Raw genomic sequence first — 12264 nt, 5'->3', positions numbered from 1 at the left:
ATGGTCCCTTCTGTTTGTGCTGCACTGCAGCAAGAATAGCATTGCTGCGGGTGTCAACCATCATCAGAATGCAAACTTGCGTCAAGTTTCCGATGCGTTTGAACCGGACTCCGGGCTGTGTACATGTTCCGCAAAAGCGCTTAACACCTGGCTACGGTAGCGTTCTTTATGCAGGACCAGGGACAGGCGGCGCTTCAAATCCAGAAAAGGGGTGTCCAGGATGCGTAGTCGCTGATTGGCAACAGCATCCAGGGTAGCTGCCTGTGGCAGGCAAGCCAGGCCCAGTCCGGCGATGACCGCCTGTTTGATGGCTTCTACCTGACCCAGCTCCATCAGCACATGGCCGCCGGGCAGCACATTCAAGGCTTGTTCGGTCAGCGCTCGGGAGGCCGAGCCACGTTCGCGCATGATCCAGCTCATGCCCGCAAAGTCCTGTTTTTCCAAGGTGGCCTTGGTAGCCAGCGGGTGATCGGGGGCGGCGCAGACGACCAGCGCATCTTCGCGCCAGATCCAGGTTTCCAACTGAGGGTGATTGACCGGGCCTTCCACGCAGGCAATGTCGCAGCCATGTTCCAGCAATTGATTGATGATGTTGGCCGTGTTGTCCACGGACACATGCAGGGACACGCGCGGGTGCTGGCGCACAAACTGCCCCACCAGATCCCCAATCAGATAGTTGCCGACGGTATTGCTGGCCCCGATGCGGATTTCACCACGCAACTCGCTTTCTTCCTGCTGGCTTTGCATCTCCCGCAGGCGCTCCAGAATTTCGCGAGCGTGCGGCAGCAATTGCTTGCCGCGGCTGGTCAGCTGCATGCGCCCTGGCGTGCGTTCAAAAAGGGGACAGTCCAGCTGCTTTTCCAGCTCGGCCAAAGCCATGCTGGCGGCAGGTTGGGACAAGTGAATCTGGGCTGCGCAAGCACGCACGGTGCCCAAGGTGGCAATGCCTACGAACACTTCCAGTTGTCTGATGCTGATCGCATTCATGATAAATAAAATTGATACTTACGATAAGTAATAATGAATTTTTTAATACTCGGGGTCAACCTAAAATTACTTTTACTTATTACATATCTGGAATGACGAGATGAGCAGTGTGACCGATTTACCAGCAGGAAGCACGACCCTGAAGGCACAGGGCAAATCGGGTTTCTCTCTGAAGCCGTCCCGTTTGTGGGGCTTTTTACTGGCGGTGGCCGTGGGTGTTGCCGCCATGGGCCTGGGGAAATTGTGGCCGTTGATTGGCGGCCCTGTTTTTGCGATTGTCCTGGGGATGGTACTGCGTAACAGCATGGGCGTGGCTCCGGTGTTTCAGCCCGGTTTGCGCTTTTCGTCCAAAGTGCTGTTGCAGTGGTCGATTATTGGCCTGGGTTTTGGCTTGAGCCTGCCGCAAGTGATGCGTACCGGCATGGATTCACTGGCTGTAACCCTGGTGACGCTGACGGTGGCTTTTGTGACGGCACTGGTACTGGGCCGAGCCTTGGGCATTCCTTCCAAGCTGCGCACTCTGATCGGGGTGGGGACGGCGATTTGCGGGGGCTCGGCGATTGCGGCAGTTACGCCCATTCTGAAGCCGGAAGAGCATGAAACTGCACTGGCAATTTCCACCATCTTTATCTTCAATATTGTGGCGGTGCTGATTTTCCCCTTGGCCGGTCACATGATGAACATGTCCGATGCCGGTTTTGGGGTGTGGGCGGGAACCGCAATCAACGATACCTCGTCAGTCGTGGCGGCAGGGTATAGCTACAGCCGTCAGGCCGGTGACCATGCCACTATCGTGAAATTGACGCGTGCAACCTTGATTATTCCTATCTGCCTGATTCTGGCGGGCCTGGAAATGTGGCGTTCGCGTCAGGCGGGTCGGGATTTTGATCTGATGCGCGTATTTCCCTGGTTCATTGTCTGGTTCATGGTGGCCTCGGCTCTGCGCTCGCTGGGTTGGGTGCCGATGGAGTGGCTGGAACCGCTGCGTTTTCTGGCCGAGTTCCTGATGGTTCTGGCCCTGGCTGCCATTGGCTTGTGCTCGGATTTAAAGGTGATGGCACGAGCCGGCGCGCGGCCTGCCTTGCTGGGGCTGGGAGTCTGGATTGCCGTAGCCCTCAGCAGTTTGTTGGTGCAGCGCTGGATAGGCGTCTGGTAAGGCGGGACAGTAAAAAGCCCCTGACAGTGGACAATTATTTCCACTGTCAGGGGCTTTTTTTATGTGCTTGTGTGCTTAAACGAACCAGGAAGCTGGGCTGCGGTTCAGCGCCACGCCCACGATATAGGCAAAGATGGCAATCGCAATCAGCGCTGCCACGCCGCGGCTGAAAGCGGTTTTACCGCGCTTGATGGCATAGCTGCCCACCACGATGTAGACCACCAGCAACACAATCTTGGTCAGCAGCCAGGGTTGGTTGGCTGCTGCGCCCAACATGCCGGCCAGCGCCAGACCACAGACCAGCAAGACGGTATCGATGACATGCGGGGCAATGCGCACAAAGCGATTCTGCAAACAGGATGAGCCGGACACTGACCAGAAGGCCCGAATAATGAAAAACAAAATGCTCAGCCCGGCGGCTGTCATGTGCAAGTGTTTGAGGGCCACGTAAGTCATGCCAGTTATTTCCTTCTGAAGTTCAGGGTGCAGAAAAAGGCAGTATACGCAGGCTGGGGCTTAAAAGTTTTTCTGCGTCCCGGCTTGTGCCTGTTCAGACGCAAAAAACCGCCAAATTCAGAGTTGATTGATGGGCAGCTTCAGATAGACCTGGCCATTGCTTTCAGGCTCGGGAAAGTGGCCGGCCCGGATATTGACCTGAATGGACGGCAGGATCAGGCGCGGCATGCCCAGGGTTTTATCGCGTGCCGTGCGGCGCTCGCAAAACTGTTCCTGACTGATGCCGTCGTGCACATGGATATTGCTGTCTTTCTGGTCCTGAACCGTGCATTGAAAATGGGGCTCCCGTCCTTCAGGCGGGTAGTCGTGGCACATGAACAGGACAGTGTCTGCGGGCAGGGCCAGCAAGCGCTGGATGGATTCATACAGCTGGCTGGCGCTGCCGCCCGGAAAGTCGCAACGGGCAGTACCGACATCGGGCAAAAACAGGGTGTCACCCACAAATACGCCCAGCCCCTGAACGTGATAGGCCATATCGGCCGGTGTGTGGCCGGGTACGTGCAGGGCTTGTACCTGAAGGGCACCGATCTGGAATTGCTCCTGATCCTTGAACAGCGTATCGAAGGGTGTGCCGTTGGCCTGGATTTCGGCCTCTATATTGAAGATGCGACTGAACGTGGACTGCACTTGCTTGATGTGCTCGCCGATGGCGATTTTGCCGCCCACCTGTTCCTGCAACCAGACCGCAGCGGACAGATGGTCGGCATGGGCGTGGGTTTCCAGAACCCATTGCACCTCCAACTGATGCTGGTGCACAAAATCCACGACCTTCTGGGCTGAGGCAGTGCTGCTGCGGCCGGAGGCGGCATCATAGTCCAGCACGGAGTCGATAATGGCGCATTCGCGTTGGCCTGCGGCATGGACCACGTAGGTGAACGTGGAGGTGTCCGTATGAAAGAAGCTGGCGACCTGGGCTTGGAGCATGTCAGACCTCTTGTTGCTTATAAAATATGAAAAGATATTATATAATAATATATATTGTGTTTTTGTAGAACGATATGAATCAAACTGAACTGGAAGCGCTGCGACAGGTAGCAGGCCGAGCCAGCAGCTTGCTGGGCAGCCTGGCCAACCCCGACCGCCTGATGATTCTCTGCACCTTGGTGCAGGGTGAATGCAATGTGGGGGAACTGGCGCAGCGCAGTGGCATTGTTCAGCCTACTTTATCGCAGCAATTAACGGTTTTGCGGCGTGAAGAGCTGATTGCCAGCCGTAAAGAGGGCAAATACGTCTATTACCGTCTGGAAAATCCAGCGGTGCTGGCGGTGATGCAGACTTTATATGGAATCTTTTGCGCCCCGGGAGGCACTGATGATTGCAATTGACTGGACGTCGTTTACACCGTGGAGTGCCTTGTTCGGGGGCGCGTTGGTGGGCTTGGCTGCCTCTATCCTGGTGCTGTTCAATGGCCGGGTGTTTGGTATCTCCGGTCTGCTGTCGGGCACCTGGAGCGGGGAGGCCGGTGACAAGGGCTGGCGCTGGATGGCCTTGCTGGGCCTGGCGGCAGCTCCCTGGTTGTATCGCCTGGCCGAGGAAACTGTGCCAGAGGTACAGTCGCAGCCCTGGATTTGGGTTGTCGTGGCCGGTTTGCTGGTGGGGTTTGGGACCCGGCTGGGTTCAGGTTGCACTAGCGGACATGGTGTTTGTGGCTTGTCGCGTTTGTCACCCCGTTCTTTGGTGGCAACCTTGATGTTTATGGCCAGCGGTTTTCTGACCGTGTTTGTCTTGCGTCACCTGATCTAAGGAGCCCACCATGCACTATTTTATCGCTTTGGTTTCTGGCCTGATTTTTGGCTTGGGCTTGTTGATTTCCGGCTTGGCCAACCCCAGCAAGGTGCTGGCGTTTCTGGATCTGGCCGGGGACTGGGACCCGTCCTTGGCTTTGGTAATGGTGGCGGCCATTGCGGTGGCGATTGTGCCCTTCAGCCTGGCGCGTCGTCGCCCATGTGCGTTCGTCACTGGCCAGCCCATGAACTTGCCCAAGCAGCGTCAAATTGACCGTCCCTTGATAGTGGGTGCCTTGATTTTTGGTGCTGGCTGGGGCGTGGCCGGCTTTTGCCCGGGTCCGGCCATTGTGCTGGCCGCCTCGGGTGCACCTTTGGCCGTGCTGTTTCTGGTCGCGATGCTGGTCGGAATGTGGGCGGCAGGGCGGGTGCGTGGCTAAGCACCACGCCACAGGGCCTTAGCCCAGATGAGTGCTGGGAGCCGGGACTTGATCCGGCTCCATATTCACCAAACCTTGCAGGATGCCGCAATGCTCCAGGCCACCGGCCTGCCCGCAGCGATGGCGCAATTCAATCAGTTGTTTTTGCAGGTGTTCCAGTTCCGCAATGCGCACGGCTACATGCTCGATGTGCTCGTCCAGCAAATCATTCACCGGGGCGCAGTCTTGCGCCGGGCCGTCCATAAATGCCAGCAGGCCGCGGATTTCTTCGTGTGTCATATCCAGGCTGCGGCAGTTGCGAATAAAACGTAGCCGTTCCAAGTGGATATTGCGGTACAGGCGATAGTTGCCCTCGCTGCGTTCCGGTTCGGGCAGCAGTCCGACCTTCTCGTAATAGCGGATGGTTTCCGTGTTGCAGTGGCTTTTTTCCGCCAACTCACCAATTTTCATTGCTTTGCCTCCAAAGGGCTTGACCTTGTAGTTACTTTAGGCTTTCTACTGGCCCCATGCAAGAAGCGAGGAACGGCTATGACATCAGCTAACAACACATCAAAGCTCGGCGTGGGGCAGTGCACAACATCGGCCTGCCAGACCGGACATTCCCATGACCATAGTCATGATCACGACCATGCAGCGGGCGATCACAGCCACGAGCATAACCATGATCACGATCACAGCCATGCAGAGCAAACAGCGCACGCTCATGAAGGGGCATGCTGCTCGGCTCCTGCCATTGGTCCGTCGGTGGCCTTGGCTGCCAGTACCTCCACGCGTCTGGTCGTGCATATTGCTGATATGGATTGCCCAGCCGAAGAGAACATGATTCGCTCCGGCCTGAAAAAGCTGGATCAGGTGCAGAACCTGGGCTTTGACCTGATGCAGCGCGTCTTGACCGTGGACCACGTGGATGGCGCTCGCGATAAAGTGCTGGGTGCCTTGCGTGGCCTGGGTTTTGAGCCTCGCATGGCCGATGAAGAGCCTGTGAAGCAGGTATCGCCCAAGCAGGGCCTGATTCGTATTGCTGGTGCCGTGGTGCTGGCTTTGGCTGCCGAGATCAGCCATTGGCTGGCGGCCCCCGAATGGCTGGTAATTGTTCTGGCGGTGGCTGCGATTCTGTCCGGTGGTGTGCAGGTCTACAAGAAAGGCTGGATTGCGCTGCGTAATGGTCAGCTCAACATTAATGCCTTGATGAGTATTGCCGTCACGGGGGCGGTGATCCTGGCCCAATGGCCTGAAGCCGCCATGGTGATGTCCCTGTTCAGCCTGGCTGAGTGGATCGAAGCTCGTTCCCTGGATCGTGCCCGCAATGCGGTGGACAGTCTGCTCAAGCTGGTGCCGGATGAAGTTCTGGTCAGCGCCGACGGCAAGGACTGGCAACGAGTACCCGCCAATCAGGTTCAGGCTGGCTGGCAAGTGCGTGTCGCCCCCGGCGAGCGTTTTGGCCTGGACGGTAAAGTCCTGCAAGGGCTAAGCACGGTTAATCAGGCCCCCATTACAGGTGAAAGCGCCCCCGTGGACAAAGAGCCCGGTGACGAGGTTTTTGCAGGCACCATTAATGGCATGGGCGAGCTGGTCTATCAAGTCCAGGCTGCTCATGATGAAACCTTGCTGGCTCGCATCACGCGTTCGGTTCAGGAAGCGCAGGCCAACAAGGCGCCGATTCAGCGTTTTGTGGATCAGTTCTCTCGCATTTACACCCCGCTGGTCGTGGTGGCGGCAGCCTTGATGGCGGTGGCCTTGCCCTTGATCTGGGGTGTGAGCTGGTCGGAGTCCGTCTATCGTGCTCTGGTTCTGCTGGTAATCGCTTGCCCTTGCGCCTTGGTGATTTCCACGCCGGTGGCCGTGGTCAGTGCTTTGGCCAGTGCCGCACGTGCCGGTATCTTGATTAAAGGTGGCGTGTATCTGGAACGGGCTCGTCAGCTGCGTTACCTGGCCGTGGACAAGACCGGCACCCTGACTTTGGGCGAGCCTTCTTTGAACGAATACGGCAGTTTGCGTCCAAGCCTGTCGGATAGCGAAGTGCTGGACATGGCCGTTGCTCTGGCCGAGCGTTCGGATCACCCCGCCTCGCAAGCGATTGCACGTGGTCGTGTGGCATCGGGCCTGTTAAGCCTGGACCAGTTCGAGGCCTTGGCAGGCAATGGCGTGCAGGCAGAGGGTTCGACTGGCCAATTGCGTCTGGGCAAGCGTAGCTGGGTGTTGGGCCAGAATCAGGCCGAGTCCAGCCAGGCCGAGCAGCAAGCCGTAGAGAGCGGTGCCACCATGGTGTATCTGGGTGACGAACAAGGTCTGCTGGCCTGGTTCGCCATGATGGATACCCTGCGACCTACCACCACTCAAGCGATCCGCGACCTGCAAGCGCAGGGCGTGCAAGTGGAAGTGCTCTCGGGCGACCATGAACAAGCCGTGCGCCATGTGGCCCAGCAAGCCGGCATCAAAGATTTCCGAGGCGGTTTGCTGCCACAGGACAAGCTGGATCGTATCGAGGAAAAACTGGGCAAGGGCCTGGTGGCGATGGTGGGCGATGGCATCAATGATGCGCCTGCCCTGGCTCGTGCGGATGTGGGTATCGCCATGGGGGCTTTGGGTTCGGATATTGCGATCGAGACTGCTGATGTGGCCTTGATGGACGATGATCTGGGCAAGATTGCCTTGCTGATGCGTCAGTCCCGAGCCTTGCACGCCGTTCTGTGGCAGAACATCAGCCTGGCCTTGGGTATCAAGGCGGTATTCCTGGTGATGGCTCTGACCGGACAGGCCACCATGTGGATGGCGGTGTTTGCCGACGTGGGCGCCAGCTTGCTGGTGGTGCTGAACAGTTTGCGTTTGCTGCGCGCCCGCAACCCTTGAATTCCGTGTTCGTTGTCACTGAGCCCCACCTCTTTGAGGTGGGTTTTTTTTTGCCTCATCAAATAAGCCCATCACTAACGTGAAGTTTTTTTGACACACAGTAGTATTATTAAGGCTTCATTTGAGTTTGGGCCCTGCTTGTTTCTCATCTGTGTCGAGCAGGCTGGGCATGACAAGGACGCGCGATGATTGCACTGCTGGAAGCGGGTCGAGCCGGACTCCTGGGGCGAAAACACTGGCTAAATAACCTGTTGGCTGGTTTGGTGGTGGGGGTGGTGGCCTTGCCGCTGGCCATGGCCTTCGCCATTGCCTCCGGGGTCAAGCCCGAGCAGGGTTTGTATACCGCCATTATTGCCGGTTTGGCGGTGTCTTTATTTGGCGGCAGCCGGGTTCAGATTGCCGGGCCGACGGGTGCCTTCATTGTCATCCTGTCCGGGGTGGTGGCCCAACATGGGGTGGCGGGCCTGCAAATTGCCACGCTGATGGCCGGGGTGATCTTGCTGCTGCTGGGCCTGCTGCGCCTGGGAGCCGTGATCCGCTTTATTCCCGATCCGGTCATCGTGGGTTTTACCGCCGGTATCGGGGTGATCATCTGGGTGGGCCAGTGGCGGGATTTTTTTGGCCTTCCCGTCGTAGAAGGCCAGCACTTTCACGAAAAGCTCTGGTTCTTGCTGCAGAACCTGCCGTCCTTGGATTGGGCCACCACGCTGCTGGGGATATTATCTCTGGCCATCCTGATCATTGTGCCCAAGATTCCAAGTCTGGCGCGTTTGCCTGGACCTTTGGTGGCCTTGGTAGTCATCACACTTATCCAGGCGATTTTCCGTTTCGAGTCGGTGGCCACTATCGGTTCCAGCTTCGGCGCCTTGCCTAGCGGCTTGCCGTCTTTCCAATGGCCAGACATTACCCTGACCCGTGTGGTGGAGCTGATCGGGCCTGCTTTTGCGATTGCCATGCTGGGCGCTATCGAGTCCTTGTTGTCCGCCGTGGTGGCGGACTCCATGACAGGTTCGCGTCACGACTCCAATCAGGAACTGGTGGGGCAGGGCATTGCCAACGTGCTCTCGCCCTTGTTTGGCGGGATTGCAGCTACCGGAGCCATTGCCCGTACGGCCACCAATATCCGAAATGGGGGTGACAGCCCCATTGCCGGCATCGTGCATGCGATTTTCCTGGTACTGGTCTTGCTGCTCTTGGCTCCGCTGGCTGCCTATATTCCGCTGACAGTGCTGGCGGCCATTCTGTTCATGGTGGCCTGGAATATGAGTCAGGCCAAGCTGGTGGTCCGTTTGCAGCGTCGCATGCCCCCGGCTGACTTGTTCATTTTGTGGGTGACGTTTGCGCTGACGGTGTTCGCGGATCTGGTCGTGGCCGTCAATATCGGGGTGATTCTGGCCATGCTGTATGTGCTCAAGCGCACCTCGGATGGGGTGCAGGTGCGGGCGCTGGAGGGCCGTCGTTTACAGCGGGCACTGGATTTGTCTTTCAGCCAGGAGCTGCGCCAGGATATCTCGGTGCTTACCCTGGAAGGGCCATATTTCTTTGCCAGTGTGGAGGCGGTGAATCGCTCCTTGCTGACGGTGCCCGAGCCGGTTCGGGCAGTGGTTCTGCGTCTGAATTATGTGCCTTTTGTGGACGCGACAGCCATGCAGGCCCTGGAAACCGCCTTGACGGAGCTGGAGCAGCGCAATGTCATGGTGGCCGTTTGCGAAGCCAACGAGAAAGTGACCCGCAAGTTGATACGCATGGGCCTGTTCAAGCAGATCCACGGACATCGCGTGTTTGATAGTTTGCAGAATGCGTGGGAAAGCGTCAGTGAAACGCTGGATCACCGGGCGGGTGTTCAGAAAGAAGAGGCTGCATCTGAGACGGGAGTGCCAACTTAGCAGAGCAGGGTGTGTTGCCTGCCTGCCCGTGAACGTTCGCTCCCTACTTAACACGGTATGAAAGCCCACATGCTAGGGAGACATGGACATAAAATAAGCCCCAGCAAGTGGGGCTTTGGTGAGCAGTCTGGAAATCAACGGGCCAGTTTGAACTCGTCGTCACCCATAAAGGCGTAACGCAAGGCGTCGATCAAGGCCAGGAAGTAGGCCAGGGGCGACCAGATGGCAAACAGCACCAGGAATAGCAAGCCCATGCCGATTTGCCCCAGGTAAAAGCGGTGCACGCCCAGCCAGCCCAGGAAAATCGCCAGCACAATCGCGATCTTGCGGTGGCTGTTGGGCTTGGACATTTCATCTTTCTTGTTCTTGGAAATCCAGATCACCAGCGGGACGGTAATGATCAAGGCAATCAGTGCTTTGCCCCAATGCACGGTCAGGTAACGCTGGACTTCCTGCATCAGTTCGATGAAGTCATGGAACAGGAATCCCAGGTACGAGGAAATGTAGTGGAAAATGGCCTCGCCAAAGGTCAGGCCCAACATCACGATCAGGAAGATGGCAATGCCCAGAATGATTTTTTGCAGCATGGTGTTTCCGTCAAAAAAACAGCAAGTTCAATAAGTGCGTGCCTGACGCACGGCTTGTTCCCAACTGAGCATCAGGTTCTGGGCTTCATCGCGCGACATGGCTGGCTCAAACACCCGGTCACATTGCCACAGCGCCGCAATTTCCGGCAAACCTGAATACAGACCGCTGCCCAGGCCTGCCAGATAGGCGGCGCCCAGCGCGGTCGTCTCAATAGTAACGGGACGCACGACGGGCAGGCCCAACAAGTCTGCTTGAAATTGCATCAGAAGATTATTGGCGCAGGCTCCGCCGTCCACACGCAGCTCGTGCAAGGCTGGGCCGCCGTTGGCCTGTACATCCCGATTCATGGCTTGCAGCACGGCGGCGCTTTGGTAGGCAATGCTGTCCAGAGCGGCGCGGGCAATGTGGGCCATGGTGGAGGCACGTGTCAGGCCGGTAATGGTGCCGCGGGCCTGGGCGTCCCAATAGGGCGCTCCCAGGCCGGTGAAGGCGGGCACCAGACGCACGCCTTGAGCATCTGGCACGCTGCGGGCCAGCTCTTCGACTTGAGCGCTGTGTTCCAGCGCGCCCAGACCATCGCGCAGCCATTGGACAACCGCACCACCAATAAAGACACTGCCTTCCAGCGCATAGGCGGGAGTGTCGCCATGATGGGCGGCGCTGGTCGCGATCAGGCCATTATGGGATTGTGGAACCTGCGAGCCACAGTGCATCAACAGGAAGCAGCCTGTGCCATAGGTATTCTTGGCCATGCCGGGCGTGGTGCAGGCTTGGCCGAACAGGGCGCTTTGTTGGTCGCCCGCCACACCGCAAATAGGGATGGGGCTGCCCAGAATCTCGGGGCTGCAATGGCCAAACTCAGAGGCGGAGCTTTGTACCTGGGGCAAGACGCTGGCCGGGATGTTGAACAGGGCCAGCAACTCCTCGTCCCATTGCTGGCTATGAATGTTGTAGAGCAGGGTGCGCGAGGCATTGCTGACATCGGTGGCATGGACTTTGCCGCCACTTAAGTGCCAGATCAGCCAGCTATCAATTGTGCCGAAAGCTAGTTCGCCGCGCTGAGCCCGCTCACGGGCGCCGGGTATGGAGTCCAGCAGCCAGCGCAACTTGGAGGCTGAAAAGTAGGCATCAATGGGCAGGCCCGTCTTGCTGGTTATGGTGGCTTCGTGCCCCTGCTCGCGCAGTTGGGCGCAGAAGTCTTCGGCGCGCCTGTCTTGCCAGACGATGGCCTTGTGCAGGGCTTGTCCGGTTTGCCGGTCCCACAGCACGGTGGTTTCACGCTGATTGGTGATGCCAATCGCGTGTATATCCTGAGGACGCAGTCCGGCCTGCTCAATCGCTTGTCGGGCGGTCCGGAACTGTGTGTCCAGAATTTCCTGAGGATCGTGTTCTACCCAGTCGGTGCGCGGATAGTATTGCTGGGTTTCCTGCTGCGCCTTGGCCAGAATGCGGCCGTCTGCCGCTACAACAAGGCTGCGCGAGCTGGAGGTTCCCTGATCAAGAGCAAGTATGAAGGTCATGCGAAAGAGGCTGTAAAAGCGGAGCAGACCACAGTGTACTGGCTCTGTGCGGCCTGTGGCCGGTCGCAGACGGCGTGTTGATACGCGAGCAAACAAGTTTCACTGGACGGTAAAAGTTCAGGGGCTAAAATCAGGGTAAATCCCGAGCCAGTCAGTACTTTTTTCGGGAGTCTGCTAATTTCAGGTCCAACGCTCATCTTATGACTACATTAAGTTCCCCCTTATTGACCGACAGAGCCCAGATGCTGGGCGCTTTGGCGCGCACCACGCAGGTGGATATGGTCGTGGTGGGTGGTGGCGCAACCGGCTTAGGCGTGGCTCTGGACGCGGCCTTGCGGGGCTTGAGTGTGGTGGTGCTGGAAGCCTGGGACTTTGCCAAAGGCACGTCCTCGCGGGCGACCAAGCTGGTGCACGGTGGGGTGCGATACCTGGCCCAGGGAAATGTCAGCCTGGTGCGCGAGGCCTTGCGCGAACGCATGCATTTGCTGAGCAATGCGCCCCATCTGGCGCAGCGTCTGCCTTTTGTCATGCCCAGCTACAAGTGCTGGGAAACCCCATTTTATGGGGTGGGCCTGATGGCTTACGACGGTCTGGCCG

General features: G+C 58.0%; 13 protein-coding genes. 7 read left to right on the top strand and 6 right to left on the bottom strand.

The features are described from left to right. Positions 1 to 81: 81 nt before the first annotated feature. The gene (locus tag KOE80_RS18610) at positions 82 to 987 is read right to left on the bottom strand and encodes a LysR family transcriptional regulator (protein ID WP_009456071.1); all 906 of its coding nucleotides are present in this window, start codon (positions 985 to 987) and stop codon (positions 82 to 84) included. A gap of 100 nt (positions 988 to 1087) precedes the next feature. Here KOE80_RS18610 and KOE80_RS18605 point away from each other — a divergent pair, with 100 nt between their 5' ends. After that, complete coding sequence (locus KOE80_RS18605) at positions 1088 to 2143, top strand: YeiH family protein (RefSeq protein ID WP_226349707.1); 1056 nt, start codon at positions 1088 to 1090, stop codon at positions 2141 to 2143. A gap of 75 nt (positions 2144 to 2218) precedes the next feature. Here the strand turns inward: KOE80_RS18605 and KOE80_RS18600 are convergent, their stop codons facing one another. Further along, positions 2219 to 2599, bottom strand: a complete 381-nt coding sequence (locus tag KOE80_RS18600; RefSeq protein WP_021446841.1) for a SirB2 family protein — start codon at positions 2597 to 2599, stop codon at positions 2219 to 2221. A gap of 117 nt (positions 2600 to 2716) precedes the next feature. Further along, positions 2717 to 3583: an MBL fold metallo-hydrolase gene (locus KOE80_RS18595; protein WP_226349706.1), complete on the bottom strand. Its 867-nt coding sequence runs from the start codon at positions 3581 to 3583 to the stop codon at positions 2717 to 2719. A 74-nt stretch (positions 3584 to 3657) separates the two neighbouring features. On the opposite strand from KOE80_RS18595, the gene KOE80_RS18590 reads away from it, so the two are divergent. Genes KOE80_RS18590 through KOE80_RS18580 form a run of 3 tightly spaced genes read left to right on the top strand, consistent with a single transcriptional unit; the run spans position 3658 to position 4823 of the window. Continuing rightward, positions 3658 to 3984 (top strand): ArsR/SmtB family transcription factor, encoded by a 327-nt coding sequence (locus tag KOE80_RS18590; protein ID WP_045931753.1) that lies wholly within the window; start codon positions 3658 to 3660, stop codon positions 3982 to 3984. Next, positions 3974 to 4402, top strand: a complete 429-nt coding sequence (locus tag KOE80_RS18585; protein WP_226349714.1) for a YeeE/YedE family protein — start codon at positions 3974 to 3976, stop codon at positions 4400 to 4402. Before KOE80_RS18590 ends, KOE80_RS18585 begins: the two co-directional genes overlap by 11 nt. A gap of 10 nt (positions 4403 to 4412) precedes the next feature. Continuing rightward, entirely contained in the window at positions 4413 to 4823 is a 411-nt protein-coding gene (locus tag KOE80_RS18580) for a DUF6691 family protein (protein ID WP_226349705.1), read from the top strand. Between the two features lie 18 nt (positions 4824 to 4841). Here the strand turns inward: KOE80_RS18580 and cadR are convergent, their stop codons facing one another. Continuing rightward, entirely contained in the window at positions 4842 to 5273 is a 432-nt protein-coding gene (gene cadR / locus KOE80_RS18575; RefSeq protein ID WP_042487623.1) for a Cd(II)/Pb(II)-responsive transcriptional regulator, read from the bottom strand. 78 nt (positions 5274 to 5351) lie between these two features. Between cadR and KOE80_RS18570 the strand changes: the two genes are divergently transcribed. Beyond that, positions 5352 to 7673, top strand: coding sequence for a heavy metal translocating P-type ATPase (locus KOE80_RS18570; RefSeq protein ID WP_226349704.1), 2322 nt, complete (start codon positions 5352 to 5354; stop codon positions 7671 to 7673). A 185-nt stretch (positions 7674 to 7858) separates the two neighbouring features. Continuing rightward, the gene (locus KOE80_RS18565; protein ID WP_226349703.1) at positions 7859 to 9559 is read left to right on the top strand and encodes a SulP family inorganic anion transporter; all 1701 of its coding nucleotides are present in this window, start codon (positions 7859 to 7861) and stop codon (positions 9557 to 9559) included. A gap of 134 nt (positions 9560 to 9693) precedes the next feature. On the opposite strand, the gene KOE80_RS18560 is transcribed toward KOE80_RS18565, so the two are convergent. Together KOE80_RS18560 and glpK are read right to left on the bottom strand one after the other, a co-directional pair. Next, positions 9694 to 10146 (bottom strand): TM2 domain-containing protein, encoded by a 453-nt coding sequence (locus KOE80_RS18560; RefSeq protein ID WP_042487615.1) that lies wholly within the window; start codon positions 10144 to 10146, stop codon positions 9694 to 9696. A 27-nt stretch (positions 10147 to 10173) separates the two neighbouring features. Next, positions 10174 to 11667, bottom strand: coding sequence for a glycerol kinase GlpK (gene glpK, locus KOE80_RS18555; RefSeq protein WP_226349702.1), 1494 nt, complete (start codon positions 11665 to 11667; stop codon positions 10174 to 10176). Between the two features lie 200 nt (positions 11668 to 11867). Here glpK and KOE80_RS18550 point away from each other — a divergent pair. Next, positions 11868 to 12264 (top strand): FAD-dependent oxidoreductase (locus KOE80_RS18550; protein ID WP_226349701.1); only part of this gene is annotated, 397 nt, incomplete at its 3' end.

Source organism: Alcaligenes sp. 13f, from assembly GCF_020496585.1.
GTDB lineage: Bacteria > Pseudomonadota > Gammaproteobacteria > Burkholderiales > Burkholderiaceae_B > Alcaligenes > Alcaligenes phenolicus.
The sequence above is the reverse complement of the archived record's forward strand: the minus strand, read 5'-3'. Positions and strand labels throughout refer to the sequence as shown.